17 protein-coding genes and 1 pseudogene are annotated in these 19,899 nt (G+C 70.9%); 4 read left to right on the top strand and 14 right to left on the bottom strand.

What is annotated here, in order from left to right; genetic code table 11:
- A complete protein-coding gene (locus tag FE633_RS18725; protein ID WP_171060019.1) occupies window positions 1-1,734 on the bottom strand; it encodes a diguanylate cyclase domain-containing protein in 1,734 nt (577 codons plus the stop codon).
- Window positions 1,735-2,144: 410 nt separating this feature from the next.
- Window positions 2,145-2,807: a GTP cyclohydrolase II gene (ribA, locus tag FE633_RS18720; protein ID WP_119099153.1), complete on the bottom strand. Its 663-nt coding sequence runs from the start codon at window positions 2,805-2,807 to the stop codon at window positions 2,145-2,147.
- A gap of 74 nt (window positions 2,808-2,881) precedes the next feature.
- On the opposite strand from ribA, the pseudogene FE633_RS18715 reads away from it, so the two are divergent.
- A pseudogene (locus tag FE633_RS18715) lies at window positions 2,882-3,619 on the top strand (creatininase family protein); the annotation flags it as partial.
- Here FE633_RS18715 and FE633_RS18710 read toward each other — a convergent pair.
- The 5 genes from FE633_RS18710 to FE633_RS18690 form a co-directional block, all read right to left on the bottom strand.
- Complete coding sequence (locus tag FE633_RS18710) at window positions 3,502-4,920, bottom strand: lysylphosphatidylglycerol synthase transmembrane domain-containing protein (RefSeq protein WP_246113699.1); 1,419 nt, start codon at window positions 4,918-4,920, stop codon at window positions 3,502-3,504. The pseudogene FE633_RS18715 and the gene FE633_RS18710 sit on opposite strands and share 118 nt — an antisense overlap.
- Window positions 4,917-5,864: a class I SAM-dependent methyltransferase gene (locus FE633_RS18705; RefSeq protein WP_138046315.1), complete on the bottom strand. Its 948-nt coding sequence runs from the start codon at window positions 5,862-5,864 to the stop codon at window positions 4,917-4,919. The genes FE633_RS18710 and FE633_RS18705 overlap by 4 nt, the downstream gene beginning before the upstream one ends.
- Window positions 5,861-6,961: a glycosyltransferase family 4 protein gene (locus tag FE633_RS18700; RefSeq protein WP_138046412.1), complete on the bottom strand. Its 1,101-nt coding sequence runs from the start codon at window positions 6,959-6,961 to the stop codon at window positions 5,861-5,863. Before FE633_RS18700 ends, FE633_RS18705 begins: the two co-directional genes overlap by 4 nt.
- Before the next feature lie 23 nt (window positions 6,962-6,984).
- Window positions 6,985-7,383 carry a 6-pyruvoyl trahydropterin synthase family protein gene (locus FE633_RS18695; protein WP_138046314.1) on the bottom strand — a complete coding sequence of 133 codons (399 nt, stop codon included), beginning with the start codon at window positions 7,381-7,383 and terminating at the stop codon, window positions 6,985-6,987.
- Window positions 7,384-7,536: 153 nt separating this feature from the next.
- Complete coding sequence (locus FE633_RS18690) at window positions 7,537-8,550, bottom strand: zinc-dependent alcohol dehydrogenase (protein ID WP_138046313.1); 1,014 nt, start codon at window positions 8,548-8,550, stop codon at window positions 7,537-7,539.
- Between the two features lie 148 nt (window positions 8,551-8,698).
- On the opposite strand from FE633_RS18690, the gene FE633_RS18685 reads away from it, so the two are divergent.
- The gene (locus FE633_RS18685; protein WP_138046312.1) at window positions 8,699-9,418 is read left to right on the top strand and encodes a CDP-alcohol phosphatidyltransferase family protein; all 720 of its coding nucleotides are present in this window, start codon (window positions 8,699-8,701) and stop codon (window positions 9,416-9,418) included.
- A gap of 45 nt (window positions 9,419-9,463) precedes the next feature.
- Here FE633_RS18685 and FE633_RS18680 read toward each other — a convergent pair whose 3' ends face one another.
- From FE633_RS18680 to fusA, 3 genes are all read right to left on the bottom strand, one after another.
- Window positions 9,464-10,006, bottom strand: coding sequence for a phosphatase PAP2 family protein (locus FE633_RS18680; protein WP_138046311.1), 543 nt, complete (start codon window positions 10,004-10,006; stop codon window positions 9,464-9,466).
- 65 nt (window positions 10,007-10,071) lie between these two features.
- On the bottom strand, window positions 10,072-11,160 hold the full coding sequence (locus tag FE633_RS18675; RefSeq protein WP_138046310.1) for a YihY/virulence factor BrkB family protein: 1,089 nt from the start codon (window positions 11,158-11,160) through the stop codon (window positions 10,072-10,074).
- Window positions 11,161-11,252: 92 nt separating this feature from the next.
- Entirely contained in the window at window positions 11,253-13,364 is a 2,112-nt protein-coding gene (fusA, locus tag FE633_RS18670; RefSeq protein WP_246113698.1) for an elongation factor G, read from the bottom strand.
- Between the two features lie 441 nt (window positions 13,365-13,805).
- Here fusA and FE633_RS18665 point away from each other — a divergent pair, with 441 nt between their 5' ends.
- Together FE633_RS18665 and FE633_RS18660 are read left to right on the top strand one after the other, a co-directional pair.
- A complete protein-coding gene (locus FE633_RS18665) occupies window positions 13,806-14,003 on the top strand; it encodes a hypothetical protein (protein WP_138046308.1) in 198 nt (65 codons plus the stop codon).
- Window positions 14,000-14,722 carry a DUF2637 domain-containing protein gene (locus FE633_RS18660; RefSeq protein WP_138046307.1) on the top strand — a complete coding sequence of 241 codons (723 nt, stop codon included), beginning with the start codon at window positions 14,000-14,002 and terminating at the stop codon, window positions 14,720-14,722. Before FE633_RS18665 ends, FE633_RS18660 begins: the two co-directional genes overlap by 4 nt.
- A 55-nt stretch (window positions 14,723-14,777) precedes the next feature.
- Here FE633_RS18660 and FE633_RS18655 read toward each other — a convergent pair whose 3' ends face one another.
- The 4 genes from FE633_RS18655 to FE633_RS47320 form a co-directional block, all read right to left on the bottom strand.
- On the bottom strand, window positions 14,778-15,548 hold the full coding sequence (locus tag FE633_RS18655; RefSeq protein WP_138046306.1) for a helix-turn-helix transcriptional regulator: 771 nt from the start codon (window positions 15,546-15,548) through the stop codon (window positions 14,778-14,780).
- A gap of 10 nt (window positions 15,549-15,558) precedes the next feature.
- Complete coding sequence (locus tag FE633_RS18650) at window positions 15,559-16,992, bottom strand: glycoside hydrolase family 43 protein (RefSeq protein WP_138046305.1); 1,434 nt, start codon at window positions 16,990-16,992, stop codon at window positions 15,559-15,561.
- A 489-nt stretch (window positions 16,993-17,481) separates the two neighbouring features.
- Entirely contained in the window at window positions 17,482-18,486 is a 1,005-nt protein-coding gene (locus FE633_RS18645) for an ABC transporter ATP-binding protein (RefSeq protein WP_425473190.1), read from the bottom strand.
- Window positions 18,479-19,899: FtsX-like permease family protein (locus tag FE633_RS47320; protein ID WP_342791191.1), on the bottom strand; the 1,421-nt coding region annotated here is incomplete at its 5' end. The genes FE633_RS18645 and FE633_RS47320, both read right to left, overlap by 8 nt.

The following is a 19,899-nucleotide window of genomic DNA, read 5'->3' as shown; positions in this document are numbered from 1 at the left end:
TCAGAGCGGAGTGCAGGACCGAGGCTCAGTACGATCCGATGTCGGCGAGTGGTGCATGTGGATGCGGCTCTTTCCCGCGGATTTGGCCTCGTACATGGCCTGGTCGGCGTGGTGCAGGATCTCCTCGGGAGTGATCCCCGGCGTGGCCACGGCAACGCCGATGGAGGCCGAGACCACCGCGTCCGTACCGCCGATGCGGTACGGCTTGGTCAGGGCGGACAGGATCCGCTCGGCCACCTCCCAGGCCGACGGAGGGCGTGTGCCGGCCTCTCCTTCGAGGAGCGCGGCGAATTCGTCGCCCCCTAGGCGGGCGATGGTGTCTCCGGCGCGCATCGATGCCTGCAGACGCCGGGCGACCTGGACGAGGAGGGCATCGCCCGCCGCGTGTCCGAGGGTGTCGTTGACGGCCTTGAAGCCGTCGAGGTCCACGAAGAGCACCGCCGGCGGGTGCGTGCCGGCGGACCGCTTCCGCAGCGCGTGAGCGACTCTGTCGGCGAACAGCCCGCGGTGGGGAAGACCGGTCAACGTGTCGTGAAAGGCCAGGTGTTCGAGCTGCTCCTGCCGCCTGACCCGCTCGGTCACGTCACGACTGCTGAAAATCATTCCTTGGGTGTGGCGGCTGATCGTCGACTCGACGTGGCGCCATCGCCCGTCGGCGGCCCGAACCCGGCAGGACACGGAACGGACCGGTCCGCGGGTGCCGGAGCGGGCATCCCGCAGCAGTGCTTCGATGGCCTGCATCAGCGGCGCCAGGTCCTCCGGGTGGCAGTACAAGGGCAGGCGCGCGCCCACCAGTTCCTCGGGGCGGTACCCGAACATCGGGTACGCGGCGGGGCTGACGTAGCGGACGCGACTGTCCGGACCGGCGATCGTGATCACATCGCACGAGCCGTCGACCATCGTCCGGTAGAGGTCCTCCCGGGCCGCGGTCTCCCGCGTGATGCGCAGGTGATCGGCGTGCGCGACGGCCTGCCTGGCGCCCAGCCCGAGCAGTACGGAACCCGCCAGGACCACCATCACCACATCGATGCGGCCACCGGCCAGAGTGTGGGCCGCCAGGGACAGCGCGCAGACGAGCACCGGCACAAAGGCGGCCACCACCCCGCCCACCGGCATGACCCGCTGGTCGACACGCATGACGCTGGCGCCTCCCGGCAGCCACGGCGTGGTGGCGACGAGGAACAGACCGATCATGGAGCCGGCCGCCGCGAGCGGGATCCCGTACCAGGTGCCCGGGTCGGGCAGGAGGATGCGCAGTGTGTCGCTCAGGGTCAGGATGACCAGGGCCACGGCGGACAAGGTGACCGCTTCGCGTTCCGCGGGTTTCTGGCCGTAGCGCAGGGCGACCAGCAGCCCCAGTACGCAGACGTCCGTCACGACGCGTGCGGAGCCCAGCAATGACGCCGACACGTCGTCGCCCTGCCCCGCACGATGCAGCAACAGCACCCAGCCCAGCGTGAGCAGCGACCCGGTGATCATCCACCCGTCCAGGACTCGCCGGAACGAGGTCAGGAAGGTGCCGCTGTCCGCGGCCGCCACCACCAGACCGACGACACTCAGTCCCAGACACACGGCGATCCCGGCGACCGCCAGCAGCTGGACGACGCTTTGGAAGACTCCGGCGGACTGCTGTGGGGAGGGGGGAAGCTGACGGGTGAAAAGGTGGTGGAAACCGCCGGCCGCCAAGGCGGAGGCGAACAGCAGCAGCCGCAGACGTACCCTCCCCGAGACCATGCGGGCCCGCGCGAGAAGGGAGAGAGCGGCTGTCCCGTGCGCAACGGGGACTCCTACGTCTGGCGGCAGGGACACGGCCGCCCCAAGCCCCGCCCCCAGGGCGGCAGCCATCGCGGAGCCCACACGCAGGGCCCTGCCGCAGGGCTCTACCGCGCTCAGCCGGCCGGTGCGTACGCAGCAAACGGACCCGCCTCGACTCACCCACCGCTGCATCGTGCGAACCCCCCGAGGGTCATCGAGCCCAGTGCGGGACCGACACACGCCACCGATCACTCGAATGCGATAAAAGGGTAGGCGGATCCTTCACCCAAACCGCCCGATTATCAGGGGAGTTCACCCGAAATGGCGACGACCGCCGGGCGCGACGGCAGGCCGTCGCGCCCATACACGCCGTCGGCGGCGTCCCCCGCTCAGGACGAGTGGATGACGGCGTCCAGATGCGGCAGATGGTGGTCGAGACGCTCCCGCTTGGTGCGCAGATAGCTGAGGTTCTGCTCACGCGGCGGTATCAACAGCGGGACCTGTTCGGCGACTTCGATGCCATGGTGCTCCAAGGCCTCCCGCTTGCGCGGGTTGTTGGAGAGCAGGCGGACGGAGGGCACGCCGAGGTCGTGCAGCATGTCCGCGGCGACGCCGTAGTCACGGGCGTCCACGGGGAGACCGAGGGCGAGGTTCGCCTCGACGGTGTCCAGGCCCTCCGACTGGAGCTTCATGGCCTGCAGTTTGGCGAGCAGCCCGATCCCTCTGCCCTCGTGGCCGCGGAGGTAGAGGAGAATGCCGCGTCCTTCGGCCACGATGGCACGCAAGGCCGTCGACAACTGGTCGCCGCACTCGCAGTGCGTGGACCCGAAGGAGTCGCCGGTGAGGCACTCCGAATGCAGCCGGGTCAGCGTTTCCTCCGTTCCGTCGATGTCGCCGTATATGAGGGCCATTTGTTCATCCCCGCGTTCGAGGTCCAAATAGCCGACGGCGTGGAAATCGCCGTACACGGTGGTCAGTTGGAGGTCCACCACTCGCTGAACACCGGACTGGGTGCGGGCACTTCGACCGAGCACGCCTTTACTTTCCTTCATTTCCTGGATCCAATCTGCCGTTGCCGCGTTAGCCTGCTCTCGTCGGTGCCTACGGAACGAAAGGCCTTAAGAACATGAGCGGTTCGGGAACACAGCTGACCACCCCCGGTCTGTTGCCTCTGGACACCACGGAGGACGTGAGGGCGCGACGGCCCACCGTCGCCGTCCTTCCCATCGGCAGCTTCGAACAACACGGGCCCTTTCTACCCCTGGCCACTGACACCGTCATCGCCTGCACGATCGCCCGTGAGGTCGCCGCCGCGTATCCGGTGCATCTTCTCCCTCCGCTCACCATCGCGTGCTCGCACGAACACGCGGCCTGGCCGGGGACGGTCAGCATTTCCGCGGTGACGCTCCACGCGGTGGTACGGGACATAGCCGACTCGCTTCGTCGCTCGGGCATCGACGCCCTGGTAGTGGTCAACGGGCATGGGGGGAACTACGTACTGGGCAATGTGGTTCAGGAGTCCGCCGGCATGGGTACGCGCATGGCGCTGTTCCCCGCACCGGAGGACTGGGAGGAGGCGCGGACCCGGGCGGATGTGCGGACCTCGCTGCTCAGCGATATGCATGCGGGGGAATTGGAGACGTCCATCCTGCTGCACGCTCATCCGGAAATGGTGCGCCCCGGTTATGAGACATCCGATTTCCTCGCCGACGACCGACGGCATCTTCTCACCCTCGATATGTCCGCTTATACGGATTCCGGTGTCATCGGCCGTCCTTCGCTGGCCTCCGCCGAGAAAGGAAAGGAGCTGCTGGCGGGCCTCGTGGACTGCTTCGCTTCGTATTTCTCGATCCTCACCCCGGAAACCGCGGACGCTCCGGCAAAGGAAGTCGAACCGGAGGGAACGGAGCACGGCCGGCCCTGATCGGCCGCCGGGAGTGAGCGCGGGAAGTGGCCGTCGTCCCCCTCCGGCACCCCCTTCTCGTCCACGGGTCGCGGGCGCCGCATGCCCGCGGCCCACCGGGCGACGAGTACGCAACCGCCGGGCAGGCTCGCCACGAGGCTGAGCACTCCGTAGACGACGGCGACCGTCAGGCCCGTGGTCGCGCCGAGTCCCGCCGCGCCGAAGGCCCATGCGGTGACGCCCTCCCGGGGGCCCCAGCCACCCACGTTCAGCGGCAGCCCCATGGCGAGCAGAGCCAGCACCGCCAGGGGCACCAACTCGGCGGCCGACGCGTCGGATCCCGCGACCCGGGCCGAGACCACGAACATCAGGAGGTGGCCCGCCAGCACCACGGCCGACGAGACGACGACACCCGGCCAGTTGTGGCGGGCCACCAGTCCTTCACGCGCCTCGGTGAGCGCCGTACGCAACCCGCGGGCCCATCGCGACGAGCCCGACGAACCCCACGGGACCGACGCGCCCCCCGCGCCCGACCCGCCGCGCAGCCGGATCGCGACCACGGCCCCCACCACCCCGGCAACCGCCAGCGCCATGGCGGACGCCTCGGCCAGGTGACGGGACTGCGCCTGGACCGGAGAAGGCAGCGTCAGCAGTGCGACGCCGCCGAAGGCGATGAGCGCCACCTGTCCCGCCACCCGCTCCAGGACCACCGCACGGACGCCCCTGCCGAGGTCGCCGGTGCTCTGCCCGTGCCGTACGGCCCGGTGCACATCGCCCAGGACGCCACCGGGCAGCGCCGCGTTCAGGAACAGGGCCCGGTAGTAGTCCGCGACGGCGGGCCGGAGCGGCAGCCTGATCTTCAGTCCCCTGGCCACCAGACACCAGCGCCAGGCGCTGAAGACGGTGGTGACCACGCCGATGGCGAGCGCAACGAGGAGCGTCGCGCCGTCTATTCGGCGCAGTCCGTCCAGGAAGACACCGGTGCCAAGACGCCAGAGCAGTACGCCGAGGATGGCGACGCCCGCGAACGTGCCGAGGTGGGTGCGCAGTGCGCGGGAGTCGACACGGGACCGGACGGCACGGAGGGCGAGGCGCACCCCGCGCCCCCGTATCTCTTGCTCGTTCCCGCCGCCCTGGACCGTTCCGGCCGTCGCGCCGTCCGGGACCGCCCGAGCCGTCGAACCGTCCCGGACCGTCAGAGTCGTCACGTCGGCGCGGACCGCTCGTGGCTGGGCGTCGACTGCCACCGCCTGCGCGCTCATGCCGCTCCCCCTGTCGGCCCGGCCAGCGCCAGCAGATCGCTGTGGTGCACCACCACGCTCAACTCCCCCGCCGCGCAGGCGGCGAGACGCTCGCGCAGGTACGCGTCGGCGCGCGCGGCCAGTTCGGGGCGCTCCTCGACGGCCGCGCCGACCCAGCCGCGCAGCCACTCGGCCGTCAGCGCGGACTCGTCCGGGCCGAGCCGCCAGGCGCTGGGGTGCAGCCGTACCGTCGCGCCGTGCCCGGCGAAGGCCTCACAGGCCGTCGTGACCGCGTCCGGGCCCAGCAACTCGCCGCGGCGCTGATGGGCGTTGAACGCGTCGGTGATCTCGGTGTCCAGCGGGTGGGCCGGAGTGAATTCGACGCGCCCCACGACCGAGAGGGTCAGCAGCGCCGGGCAGCCGGCTCCGGCGCAGGCCGCGGCGAGCGCTTCGATCTCGTCGCCGGTGAGCACGTCGAGCAGGGCGGAGGCCGTCACCAGCGAGGCGCCTGCCAGGGCGTCCGAGGTCAGCCGGGCCACGTCACCGCGCTGCGTCTCGACCGTGACATGGCTGCCGTCGGCGGCCGCCCGGGGCGAGTTCACCGCGGCGAAGTGCAGCAGATACGGGTCACGGTCGTGCAGAACCCAGTGCTGCGCACCGTCGAGGCGAGGAGCGAGCCAGCGGCCCATGGACCCTGTGCCGCAGCCGAGGTCGTGGATCACGAGCCCGTTGGCCGACTGCGGAAGGTCCGCGAGCCGGATCCGCAACGGGCCGAGCAGCTCTGCCGCGCGGGCCACGGCGTCGACACCCTCGCGCAGTCCCAGCCACTCGGGGGCGTAACGGGTCACGTCGTCGTCCATGTCCACGTCCGCGCCGCGCCTGCGGTCACCCAGCCGGATCGTGCCCGTCTCCTGCCCCGGGGTCCTGGTCGTCGCGGGCCCGGGGGGCGTCGTGCTGGTACTCATGCGGCTCCTTTCCTGGCGTCGCGCCCAAGTCGCCCCAGCACACCGGCCAGGCTGCGGGCCGTCGCGGCCCACCCGTCCAGTGCGGCCCGGCGACCGCGCGCGGCGGCCTTCATACGGCGGCGCACATCGGGCTCGCCGAACCAGCCGCGTAGTTCGGCCGCGAGTGCCGCGGGGTTCTCCGGCGGTACGAGGATGCCGGGCATCCCGCCGTCGGGAGCGCGCCCGACCGCCTCGGGAAGACCGCCGACGTCGGTGGCCATTACGGGGATGCCGCGCGCGAGTGCTTCGGTGACGGCCATGCCGTACGTCTCCGCGTACGAGGTGAGGACCATGAGGTCGGCGGACGCGTAGCTCGCGTCGAGTTCCGCTCCGGCCTGGGGGCCGGCGAGATGCATCCGGTCACCGAGGCCGTGCTGGGCGATGAGCGCCCGGAGTTCGGCGACGTACTCGGGGTCCTGGCCCAGGCCGCCGACGAAGACGCAGCTCCAGGGGAGGTCGGTGAGGGTGGCCAGGGCCTCGACGAGGCGGTGCTGCCCCTTGCGCGGGGTGACCGCGGCGACGCACAGCAGTCGCGAGACGCCGTCGGTTCCGGGGGCGAGGGGCGCGATGTCGGCGCCGGGCGCGGCGACATGGACCCGGTCGGGGGCCAGCCCGTGGTGGGCCACCAGTCTGCGGGCCGCCCACTCGCTGGTGGCCACGATCGCCGGCACGGCACGCAGCGTGCGGCGTTCCAGGGCGTCCAGCTCCGCCGCCAGCTCGGGCGAGAGTCCCGTCTCGTCGCCGAGCGGAAGGTGCACGAGGACCACCAGGCGCAGCCGTTCGGTTTCGGACATGACGATCTCGGGGGCGGCGCAGGCGACGAGTCCGTCGAGGAGTACGACGGTGCCGTCCGCCATCTCGCCGAGCGTGCCGGCCAGTTCGGCGCGGGCGTCGGCGTCGGGCCGAGGCCAGCTGCCCTGGATCGCGTGCTTGTGGACCTGCCAGCCGAACGCGGGCAGATCCAGGATCACCCGGGCGTCATAGGTGTTGCCGCCGCTGGGGGTGGTCGGGTCGTCGACTCCACCGGGCATCACGAAGTGCATCGCGCGCAGGGACATCGGGATGATGTTGGAGTGGTGGTTCACAGGGCACGCTCATAACTCGCCCAGGCGATGTGCGACTCGTGCAGAGTGACCGTGATGCCGGCCAGGCCGCGGGCGCCCTCGCCCAGCGCCCCCTTGTGCACGCGCTCGGCGAGGCGGTCTGCGATGACCTTGGCCAGGAACTCGGTCGACGTGTTGGTGTTGGCGAAGTCGGGCTCGTTGTCGAGGTTGCGGTAGTTCAACTCGCTCACCACCCCTCCGAGTTCCTGTGTGGCCAGCCCGATGTCGACGACGATGTTGTCGTCGTCCAGCTCGGCGCGGCGGAACGTGGCGTCCACGAGGAACGTCGCCCCGTGCAGGCGCTGCGCGGGTCCGAAGACCTCCCCGCGGAAGCTGTGGGCGATCATCAAGTGATCGCGGACGGTGATGCTGAACAACGGACGACCCTCCAGGTGCGGCGCGTCTGATCCCTCTGCCGGGACGTGCCGTGTAGTACGGCCGGTCCGTTCTCCGTGTTCAGGGGGCACGGGGGGAGTTTCAGACGGGTTTTTGTTTCGGACACGGTACGGACGTGTCGTTCGGTGCGCCGGTCACCCGGCGTTGTTTCGAACCGGCTCGGTATCGGCGTCGTAGCGCACGAGGTGGCACAGTGCCTGCGTCTCACCAGCGGCGAGCGCGACCATCGCCTCCGGCAGTTCGTCGAACGCGCACGCACCGGTGATCAGTGCGTCCAGGGCGGGGTCGGCGAGCAGTTCGAGGGCGAGTGCGAGCCGGTCGGCGTATGTACGGCGGGAGCTCCTGGCCGGGGACACGGTCCCCACCTGGCTGCTGCGGACGACCAGACGACGGGAGTGGAAGGCCTCGCCGAGCGGCAGGCTGACCTGCCGGTCGCCGTACCAGCTCAGTTCGAGGACCGTGCCCTCCGGGGCGAGGAGTTCGAGGGAGCGCGCGAGTCCCGCCTCGGTGGCGCTGGCGTGCACGACGAGGTCGCAGCCGCCGACGGCGTCCGCCGGGAGCGCGAATTCGATGCCGAGCGCCCGGGCGAGATCGGCCCGCGCCGGGTTGGCATCGACCAGCTGGACACGGACGGCGGGGAACCGGGCGAGAAGCGCGGCGACACTGGCGCCGACCATCCCGGCACCGACCACCGCGATCCGGTCGCCGATCAACGGCGCGGCGTCCCACAGGGCGTTGACCGCGGTCTCCACGGTCCCGGCGAGGACGGCGCGCGAGGCCGGCACCGACTCGGGCAGGGGCGTCACGGCGCTCGCCGGGACGACGTACCGCGTCTGATGCGGGTAGAGACAGAAGACGGTGCGCCCGATCAGCGCCTGGGGCCCCTCCTCCACCACGCCGACGCTGAGGTACCCGTACTTGACCGGCCCCGGGAAGTCGCCTTCCTGGAACGGCGCCCGCATCGCGGTGTGCTGGCTCTCCGGCACACCGCCGCGGAAGACGAGGGTCTCGGTGCCGCGGCTCACCCCGGAGAAGAGTGCCCGGACCAGGACCTCATCCTCGGCAGGGTTCGGCAGATCGACGTCCCGTATCTCGCCATGGCCGGGAGAGTCGAGCCAGAAGGCCCGTGCGGCACGGCCTGTCGGCATACTCATCCTCCTCAAGAGTCGGGCTCGAATTGTGAGCCTGCTGTGTCGGGCTGAACGATCGGGCGACGGTTCACGTACCGACCTTTGCGAAGCCGCGCACAAGGTACGCGGCAATGATCGACTCTGTCACCTGGCCGGAGGATGTGCGGTGGCCCTGAACAACACGTACGACGCAAGGCTCTTGCAGCAGGAAACGGCCGTGGGAGCGGCCGTGCAGCTCTTCCTGCTGGCCGTCCTCGGCACGGCGATCGGCATGGGGCCGGCGGGCTGGCTGACGGGTCTGGCGTTCGCGCTGGCCACCTGGGCCGTGCTGGCACGCGCCCTGCACCGCACGCGGCCACGCTCCTTCGGTCCCGCGAACCGCGTCACCCTGGGCCGGGCCACTCTCGTCGGCGGAGTGACCGCGCTGGTCGCGGACTCCTTCCAGAGCCCGCCGCCCGTCACACTCCTGGTCGCCCTCACGGCGGTCGCGCTGATACTCGACGCGGTGGACGGCAAGGTCGCCCGCCGCACCGGAACCTCCACCCCCCTCGGCGCCCGCTTCGACATGGAGGTCGACGCCTTCCTCATACTGGTGCTGAGCGTGTACGTCGCCACGTCGCTCGGTCCATGGGTGTTGCTGATAGGCGGGATGCGCTACGCCTTCGTGGCCGCGGCCCGTGTGTTCCCGTGGCTCAACGCCCAACTGCCCCCGAGCACCGCGCGCAAGACGGTGGCGGCGACGCAGGGGGTCGCGCTGCTGGTGGCGGGCGCGGGGATCCTGCCGCACGCGCTGACGCTCGCGACGGTCGTCCTGGCGCTGGGCTCGCTGCTGTGGTCGTTCGGCCGGGACATAGGGTGGCTGTGGCGCGTCAGGCTGGGTGCCTAAAGCGAAGGTCCGGCCTCCCGCCGCGAACCCTTCGGGCGCTTCTCCTCACAGGCGGCGCAGCAGTCCCGGGACGGCTCGTACGAGTCCGGCCGCGGCGAGCCCGATGGCGGCGCCCACGGCGACGTCGGAGGGGTAGTGGGCCCCGCGGTGCACCCGCTCGACCGCGACCACCACCGTCGGAACGGCACAGGCCATGCCCGCCCACGGCCGGATCGGCGCGATCGCGGCGGTGAAAGCGACAGCGGCGGCGGTGTGTCCGGACGGGAACGACGGTGAAGCGGGGCGGTCGGCCACGTCCTCGGGACGGAACCACTCCCCGGGCGGCCGATGCCGCTCCCACACCCGCTTGACGCCCCCGTTGGCGATCGTCTCCGCCACGGCCATGCTCGCCAGCCCCGCCGCCGCGGCCTGCCGGCCCCGCACACCGCCGGCCCCGGCCATGACCGCGGCCACCGCGCACCACAGCTTGGTGTGCTCGGCCGCCGCCTCCACGGTGGGCAGCACCCGCCGCACCCAGGGGTTGTCCCACGACGCCGTCCGCCGCGTCAGCCACCGCTCGCCGGTGTGCAGGTCCGCCAGTACTCTCATGGCCTGCCGCTTTCCCGTTCTCCGGTGATCCACGCCATGATCCGGCCACCCTGTGTCCCGCACGGTCAGTCCTCGTGCTTCAGACGCTCCCGGTCCTCCTCGTCCCACTTGCGGGTGTCGCGCGGTTCGACGTACGGCTCCTCCTGCTCGGGCTGGCCGCCGGCGATGGCCCGCTGGCGGGAGGTCTCGGCGTCGAATTCCAGGCCGAGGAGGATCGCCAGGTTGGTGATCCACAGCCAGACCAGGAAGACGATGATCCCGGCGAACGTTCCGTAGGTCTTGTTGTACGAGGCGAAGTTCGCCACGTAGACCGCGAACCCGGCCGAGGCGATCATCCAGATCAGCAGCGCCACGAAGCTGCCCGGTGTGATCCAGCGAAAGCCCCGGACCCGTGCGTTCGGCGTCGCCCAGTACAGGATCGCGATCATGATGGTGACCAGCAGGACCAGTACCGGCCACTTGGCGATCGACCACACGGTCAGGGCGGTGTCCCCGACCCCCAGAGCGGTGCCGACCTCGTGAGCCAGACCGCCGGTGAAGACCACGATCAGCGCGCTGACGATCGCCAACAGCATCAGCACCAAGGTGACCCCCAGGCGTACCGGCAGCACCTTCCACACCGGGCGGCCCTCGGGGATGTCGTACACGGCGTTGGAGGTGCGGATGAAGGCCGCGACATAGCCGGAGGCCGACCACACCGCCAGCACCAGACCGACGATCGCCATCACCGAACCGATGCCCGCGTTGCCCTGCAACTGCTGCACGGCATTCGTGAGCACATCGCGGGCCGCGCCGGGGGTGAGCCGGGTGATGTTGTCCAGCACGGCGTCCGTCGCCGACCGGCCGACGAGCCCGAGCACCGAGATCAGCACCAGCAGCGCCGGGAAGAACGCCAGGATCGAGTAGTAGGTCAGTGCCGCCGCACGGTCGGTGAGCTCGTCGTCCTTGAACTCCTTCATCGTCCGGCGCAGCACGGCCCACCAGGACTCCTTCGGCAGCTCCGTGGGAGCGTCCGGCGCCCGGGCCTCCACCTCCGGCTCCGGGCCGTACCTCGTGTCCTCCTGCTCCTCCGGGCGTTCTCTCCGACGGGAGTCACCCTCGCCGGAAGACCGGTCGGCCCGGTCCTTATGCCCCAGTTTCAGTAGTCGTGTCATAGGTGTGCGAGTACCCGTGCCCTACGGATCACGCGCTGCCGCGCAGCCCGGCTGATGGCCCCGCCCATGCCCGGGCGGGGCCATCGTCGCGGCTACGGGGCCGGGGCATAGCCGGTGGGCCGGGTAGTGAAGGCTCCCCTGCCCTGGGTGCGGCTGCGCAGTCGGGTCGCGTAGCCGAACAGCTCGGCCAGCGGCACGGTGGCGGTGATCACCACCGCACCCGCTCGGGCGACCGATCCCGTGACCCGGCCGCGCCGTGCCCCCAGATCGCCGAGTACGCCACCGACGGCGTCGTCGGGCACAGTGACCGTGACTTCGGCCACCGGTTCCAGCAGCACCATCGCGCTGGCCCTCAGTGCCTCCCGGAGCGCGAGTCGGCCGGCCGTCCGGAACGCCATCTCCGACGAGTCCTTCGGGTGGGTCGCGCCGTCGGTCAGGGTGACGCTCACCCCGGTCACCGGGTGACCGCCCAGCGGCCCCTCGGCCAGGGCGTCCCGGCAGCCGGCCTCGACCGCGCGAACGTACTCCTGCGGCACCCGTCCGCCGACGACGGTCGACCGGAACGCGAAGCCCGTCCCGCTGTCGTTGCCGTTGCCGCTGCCGTTGCCGTTGCCGCTGTCTGTGTCACTTGGGGTGGCACGCGTGGCCTCCAGTGGTTCGACATCGAGGACGACGTGGGCGAACTGACCGGCGCCGCCGTCCTGTTTGACGTGCCGGTAGAGCAGCCCTGACACCCCGCGGGCGACCGTCTCCCGGTACGCCACCTTCGGCCGGCCCACTCCGACGGCGAGCCCGTGGGCACGCCGGATCTTCTCCACCGCCACCTCCAGATGCAGCTCACCCATCCCCGACAGCACCGTCTGCCCGGTCTCCGGATCGGTCCGGACCACCAGCGAAGGATCCTCCTCGACCAGCCGCGTCAACGCCGACACCAAGCGGTCGGTGTCGGCGCTCCTGCGCGCCTCGACCGCCACGGAGACGACCGGATCGGCGACGGTCGGCGGTTCGAGGACCAACGGAGCCGCGGGTGCGCACAGGGTCGCCCCGGCGCGGGCCGACTTCAGCCCGACCACCGCGACGATGTCCCCGGCCACCGCCTGGTCCAGTTCCGCGTGCCGGTCGGCCCGGACCCGCAGAATCCGGCCGATCCGCTCGGTGCGCCGCGCGACCGTGTCCCTCACCGCCTCTCCCTTCTTGATCGTTCCCGAGTACACCCGCAGGTACGTCAGCCGGCCCGTGGCGGTCGCGTTCACCTTGAACGCCAGTGCCGCGAACGGTGCCGCCGGGTCGGCGATCCGCTCCTGAACCGTGCCGCCCTGGATGCCGCGTACCGCCGGCACATCCAGCGGCGAGGGCAGGTACGCCACGACGGCCTCCAGCAGCGGCTCGATCCCGCGATTGCGGTAGGCCGAGCCGCACAGCACCACCACGCCGTCGCCGGTACGCGTCAGGTCGCGCAGCGCGCAGGCCAGCGTCCGCGCGGTAAGCGTCGACGTGGCGCAGAACTCCTCCAGAGCGACGGGGTGGAGCTCCGCCACCGCCTCCTCCAACTGCCGGCGGCGCCGGTGCGCTTCCTCCCGCAGTACGTCCGGCACCGGACCCTCCTCGGCCGTGTCACGGCCGTCGGTCCAGATCAGCGACCGCATGCGCAGCAGATCCACCACCCCGGTGAACCCGTCCTCGGTGCCGATCGGCAACTGGACGACGAGCGGTGCCGGATGCAGCCGCTCCCGGATCGACCGGACCGCCGCGTCGAGGTCGGCACCGGTACGGTCCAGCTTGTTGACGAAGGCGATCCTCGGCACCCCGTGCCGATCGGCCTGCCGCCACACCGACTCGCTCTGCGGCTCGACTCCCGCGACCGCGTCGAACACCGCGATCGCGCCGTCGAGCACCCGGAGGGAGCGCTCCACCTCGTCGGCGAAGTCGACATGGCCCGGGGTGTCGATCAGATTGATCCGATGACCGTCCCAGGCGCAGCTCACCGCCGCGGCGAAGATGGTGATCCCACGATCGCGCTCCTGGGGGTCGAAGTCGGTGACGGTCGTGCCGTCATGGACCTCGCCCCGCTTGTGAGTGGTCCCGGTGAGGTAAAGGATCCGCTCGGTGACCGTGGTCTTTCCGGCGTCGACGTGAGCCAGGATGCCCAGATTACGAACGGCGGTCAGCGGACTGGTGGGTTGACGGTGCAGGTCGGTACGCACGGCCCATGGCCTTTCAGGTGTGCTGGATCGGGGCGGCGCGATTGCCGGACGAAAAGAGGACCTGTGCCCAGCACGACCGGCCGGCTCAATGCCGGGCGGCAGGGGCATGGGGGCGCAAGACTCCGGCTCAGGCTCGGAGTCGGACTCGGAGTCAGGTGTTCGTCACGGGCATCCGGTCCCGGCCGCGCAGCCGGCACCGGGCACACGAGGACACGAGGATCACCTCGTACCGCGACCGGGGAACGACGACAGCGATGCGGTACCGCATGGCCGGGCTCCCCTCACTCGTGTGTGGCGAGTGTAGGAGACCCGGCGCGGGCGGAGCACCGCATTTTTTCTGCCGTTTGACTGCCTACCTGACGAATCATTAAAAGCATCAATATGCGTACATTGCTTTTAAATTGGGCGTATCCAACTAATTCTGTCCTCGTTGGGGAGAGCATGGCGACGATGAGCCCGCAGGGCACAGTGGCGGCGAACGTATACGAGGAGTGGGGCTTGGCCCTCTCGCCGACATCGAGAACCGCGGACTGCTCCGATCTGCTCCACCAGTTCTTCGGCATTCTGGAGCGGATTCAGACCGATTTCACCCGGCGCAGCATTACCACCGCCGCCGAACCGTCGATGGGGCAGGCATGAGCGGCTACTGGCCCCGTCCCGACGAGGCGTTGGACAGCGCGGGCTATCAGCCGAGCGCCTTCGGAGCGGATGTACTCGACCCGACCGTCCCTGACGGCCTGCACACGGAGTGGGCCTTCGACCGGGATCTGGCTCAGCTGCTCCAGACCGGTGCGGTGGGGACATCGTCCCCACCGGCCCCCGTCGCACCCTCCATCCCCCGCATTCCCCGCAAGCGCGGTGCGCGCCGGCGCCCGAACCGACTGGTGCGGTGCGCCCGCTGGATCCACCGCCCCGCGGTGAAGGTGCTGAGCCTGTTCATCGCGGCACTGAGTGCGGTGATCGTGAGCATGCTGAGCGTGCTCGGCGCGCTGATCGCATACGACCCGCTGCGCCGCATGGCGTCCCCAGGCTCCCCGGGGCTGGCCGCATGGTGGCCGCTGCTGGTCTACGGGCCGTGGCTGATGGCGTCGTTGTCCATCCTGCGGGCCGCGCTGCACCGCCGCCGCGCTACGCACTCCTGGGCCGTGGTGGTGCTCTTCTCCGCCATCGCGATGTGCCTGTGCGTCGCCAACGCGACCAGGTCGCCGGTCCCGATGGCGGTGGCGGGTCTTCCGCCGCTCACCGCTCTGCTCTCCTTCCACCAGTTCGTCCGCCAGATCACGCTCACCATCCCCGTCCCTGCCCCGGCCCACGCGCTGCCCCGCCCGCGGCACGCCGGGCGGTGCGCCAACGACTGATCTGTTTCCCTCCCCAGCCCAGTGCCGTTCATCAAGCTGAACGGCACTGGGTTTGTCATTGCCGGTGCCCCGAACCCGCACGCGGCGGCTGGTGAGTCCCCGGAGTGTGGCCGAAGGTGCGGCGGAAGACGTCGATGAACGCGCTGGCGGACGACCAGCCGCACCGGTGCGCCACGGTGGTCACCGGAGTGTTCTCGGCCAGCAGCACCAGTGCCTGGTAGAGGCGTAGTTGGGTGCGCCACTGCGGGAAGGTCATGCCGAGGTCGGCCTTGAAGAGCCGGGACAGGGTCCGGTGGCTTGCGCCGACCTGTCGGCCCAGTGCGGCCAGGGTGCGGTTGTCGGCCGGATCGGTGCGCAGGATCTCGCACAGCGCCTTGAGTTGAGGGGTCGTGGGGGTGGGCAGGTACAGGGGCTGCTGGGGCGAGGCGCGCAACTGGTCGAGCAGGACGGCCCGTAGTCGCCCGCGTTCGGGGCTGTCGTCGTGCGGGGTGCGGGTGTAGGCGAGGATCAGCTCACGCAGCAGGGGCCCGACGGTCAGCACGGTCGGCTCGTCGAGGTCGAGCGGGTTGTCGGTCTCGGGCAGGCCGACCAGGTGGAGTTCGAGTTCGCCGTGGGCGTGGTGGGCGTGCACGGTGCCGACCGGTACCCAGATCGCGCGGGTGGCCGGGGCGATCCACGAGCCCGCGCTGGTCGTGATGGCTCCTGCTGCGCGGACTCCCGGAACCCACCGCGCCGGAGCCGGTGACGATGGCGGGAGAGGATGCCGGCGCCCTTCCCCGCTGAAAGGCGGGGTGGCAGGGGGAGGTCGCCGTGAGGGCGCCGGCATCCCTGTCAGGTCAGCTCGTCACACGGAAGGTGGCGTCGCTGCGCTCTGCCGCGGTGGTGATCGGGTCGAGCCGCAGTTGGTAGGCGTAGTGCCGGATGTAACGGTCGGGGTAGTTGTACGACTGGAACGACGACCAACCCGAGTCGGCGAGCCCGGCGACCTTACGGAAGGTGGCGTCCCCCGCGAACGCGGAGGTGCCGTCGTTGTAGGCGAGTTGGAAGTCGAACCCGGCGTGCCGCAGGAAGTAGCCGGGGAAGTTCACCGACTCGAAGGAGACGGTGCCGGAGCCGGCCAGGCCGGTTCTCAGCCGGAACTGGGCGTCCTGGGCGGGGCTGACGTTCGGGTCGATGCGCACGTCGAAGTTGGTGTGCCGCACATACCGGTCCTGGAAGTTGTACGACTGGAGCCGGTTGACCGCGGTATTGGGCCAGCGTGCCTGAACTCGGCTCTCCTCGGCGGCTGTCAGGTTCAGAATCGAACCGTGACGCTTCTTGGTGCCGCCCATGTTGTAGCTTCCCGACGCCGGAAGCCGGTAGGTGCCGGAGGCGGACGGGTTGGTCGTCAGAACCGGCATGTAACCGCGGCTCGAGGCGTACTGGTCGAGATACAGGGCCCACTCGTTGCGGTCCCTGAACTTCATCCACATCGGGCCTTCGACCTGTGAGCCGGTCAGGCCGATGCCGGAGAGATTGCCGAGGTTGGTCCACGTTCCCAGGATCGAGTTGCTGCCTTCGAGCGTGATCTGACCGTCACCGGAGGACCGCACGTAGCGGTAGTTGCCGACACCTGCCGGCACCTCGACGATCTGGGTGTCGATGATGCCCTGGGTGCCGGGGCGGTCGATGTAGAGCTGCGGGGTGGTGATGGTGCGGAAGTCCGTGGTGCGGGCGTAGTAGATCCGGTGCTTCAGCACGCCGTTGAGTGTCGCGTTGGTCGCCCAGTACAGGACGTAGTCGTTGGTTGCCGGGTTCCAGATGGCCTCCGGCGCCCACGCGTTGCGCCCGTCGGGAATCGCACCGGCGACGTTGAGCAGCCGCGGCGCCGACCAGGTGACCAGGTCCGTCGACTCCCACACCACGAGGTTGCGGCTGCCGTTGGACGTGGAGTCCTCCCACGACTGCCCGCAACCGATGCACAGGTCGGTCGCGATGATCCAATACCGGCTGCCGTCCGGAGAGCGGACCAGTGAGGGGTCGCGCACCCCACGCGTGCCCACCGTGGAGCGCAGGGCCATCCCTCCACCGTTGAGGTCGGTCCAGTGCAGGCCGTCCGTGCTGTGCGAGAAGTAGATCTGCTGCCCGGTCGCCCCCTCCCCGATGAAGTGCGTCATCAGATAGCCGGGGTCGGCGGCGGCCGCCCGCTCAGGCGTGGTCACGACTTGGGATGTGAAGAGGAGGCAGGCGGCGACCAGTATCGCGGCCAGTCGGGCCAGAAGCGCGGCCATGTACATCTCCCTGTGTGCGGTGGGGGTTCACGGTGGTGACGGGGGGATGGTGGTGACGGAGGGATAGGGGGATGGGGCACACGATGCGGGGCGGTGTCAGTGGTATGACGGCCCGTGGGTGAAGTCCCCGTTGCCACCCGGCGGCGCGGTCGCGGTGCCGGGTCGGTCGGCACGGTCGTCGACGCGAGCGCGGGCGGGGCGGTGCGACAAGACGGTCTTTGGTCGTTCCGGCGCACAGGCCCGGCGGGAAGCGGATCCGTACGCACGTCGTTCGGTTTTTCGAACGCTGTTCGTAAGGTCGGGCAGACGCTAAGGTGCGGGAAGCCGGATGCGTCAATACCTCCGACATGCGCAATCCGTACGACCTGAACGTGCTGGTACAGCCACCAGTTGAGGAACGGTCGGGGTCAACCGGCCCGTGAAAGCCGGCCGGGCCGTCAGGTCCCGCCCGGCCGTCAGCCCGCCGGGCCGTCAGGTCCCGCCCGGCCGTCAGGTCCCGCCGGGCTCAGGTCCCGTTGGCCCGTCAGGTCCCGTTGGCCCGTCAGGTCCCGCCGGTCGGTCGGTCCCGTCGGGCCATACCCCGACGTGGTCCGGTTCCGCTGTCAGGCGGACTCGGCCGCGCAGGCCGTAGCGGTCCACGTAGTCCCTGGGCAGTTGGAGGCGGCCCGCGCGGTCCAGGACGGTGAACTCCTCGGCGCCGGCGCCGCCGGGCCCGCGCAGCGTCTCCGTCGACGTACGGCCGTCGCGGATACGGACCGTGCGACGGACCTGTCCGGAGACGAGCGGGTCGTGGGTGACGACGAGGACGGTGGCGCCGAGCTCCTCGTTGGCCCTGCGCAGCGCGGCGAACACCTCCTCACCACTCGCCGTGTCGAGTTCGCCGGTCGGCTCGTCGGCGAGCAGCACGCGCGGCGCGTTGGCGGTGGCGACCGCGACGGCGACGCGCTGCTGTTCGCCGCCGGAGAGTTCGGCGGGCCGCCGGTCCCGGCAGTACGCGACGCCGAGTACGTCGAGGAGTTCGGCGGCGCGCGCTCCCCGCTTGCGGTGCGGCACGCCGGTGTACTTCATCGGCAACGCCACGTTCTCCAGGGCGGTCAGATACGGCAGCAGGTTGCGCCCCGTCTGCTGCCACACGAAGCCGACGGTGCGCCGGCGATAGCCGAGCCGCTCGCGCCGCCGCATGGCGAGCAGGTCGTGTCCGGCTACCAGGGCGCGGCCCGCCGTGGGCAGGTCGAGCCCGGAGAGGATGGACAGCAGCGTGGACTTGCCGGATCCGGAGGCGCCGACGAGCGCCATGCACTCGCCTTCCTCGACGACCAGGTCGAGGCCTTGGAGGGCCTGGACCTCGACCTCGTCGGTGCGGTAGACGCGGACCAGGTTGTCGCACACCACGAGCCCGTCGTCCGCGGGTGTGCGCAGGGCGTCGCGGGCCCGCTCCTCCAGTTTCCGCAGGTCGCTTCCCTGCGGAAGGTCATGTCCGTGGAGTTCAGTCACCGTTTCTCCCCAGTCGCAGGACCGCGCCGAGCCCTCGGCGCCGTCCGATCCAGGTCTCCACACCCACGGCCACGACGACCAGTACGCCGAGACCGGCGCCCAGGGCGGCGGTCAGCAGCAGGTCGGGGTGCGGGTCGGGGACGGCGGGTCCGTCCGTGAACTCCCGCAGGTCCAGGGCGGGTCCGAGCAGTGCGGGCAGTGTCAGGCCCAGTGCGGTGCCACCCGCGACGGCCGCGAGCACCATCGGCAGAAGCTCCAGCAGGTGCAGCGCCGACGTGGCGCGATCGCCCAGGCCGAGCGTGCGCAGATGGGCGGCGGTGTGGCCGCGCGCCGGGGCGGACAGCATCAGTTCGAGGACGAGGGCCAGCAGGGCGAGGAGCACGGCGAGCGCGGTGCACGCGGTGTGTACGGTCGCCAGGACGTCGACCATGCCGTCGTCGGCGGCCTCGGCCTCCTCCTCGGCGCGGATACGCAGCTCGCCGACGGAGGCTCCGGCGGTGGTGCGCGGCACGAGGGACCGCAGCGCCGTCACGTCGAGCCGCGGGCCGTACAGCACCAGTGTGGTGGCCTCGAAGTCGCGTCCGTCGAAGGCCCTGAGATCGCGGTTGTCGGCGAGCAGGAGATGTTCCCGGGCCGTGGTGGTGCTGCGGACGGGGCCGAGCGCCGGGTCGCGGAGCACCTCGTCGGGGATGTCGCCGACGACGCGCAGGCGCAGCTTCCTGCCGTGCGAGGTGATGGTGAGCAGGTCGCCGGCGTGGGCCCCGGTGGCCAGGACCCGGATGTCTTCGCCGCGCGCCGGCCCGGTGAGTCCGGCGGCGTCGAGTGAACGCGCCACGGCCGAGCCGGGCGCCGCCCTGCGGAGTTTCGTGCCGTCGACGCCGACGAGGCTCGCGATGCCGTACCGCGCGCCGCTGCTTCCGCTCGTCGGGTCGACGCGCAACTGCCGCACGCTGACCGCGTCGCGTACACCGGGCACCCGCATCAGCCGCTCGGCCACGTCAGGGTTGCGGGCCGCTTCGAGGAAGGAGGCGTCGGCGCCGACCCGCCATGCGGCGGCCTCGCGGCGCCCGTCCGCGAGCGTCCCGGCCACGAGCCCGCCGAACACCGCTCCGGCCAGCGTCACGACCAGGACGAGCAGCGCGAGTGCCCGGGCGGGCGCCTCCTTCGCGGCCCGGGAGAGCGCGATGAGTGCCACGGCGCCGCGGCGCCGCGCGGACCAGCGCGCCAGCAGCCGTACCGGCAGCGGGTAGCAGCGCACCAGGACGACCACGGTGACGAGACCAAGCAGCGCGGGCACCGCGGCGAGCAGGGGGTCGGGCCCGGCGTCGCCGGCCGTGCCCCGGGCCCGCAGCGCGAACACACCGGCCGCGGCGAGGAGCAGGACGACCGCCTCGGCGACGAGGCGGCGGCCCG

The organism is Streptomyces montanus, assembly GCF_005786655.1.
In the GTDB taxonomy this organism is placed as follows: domain Bacteria; phylum Actinomycetota; class Actinomycetes; order Streptomycetales; family Streptomycetaceae; genus Streptomyces; species Streptomyces sporangiiformans.
Note: the sequence above shows the minus strand (reverse complement) of the source record. Positions and strands in the feature narration are given on the sequence as shown.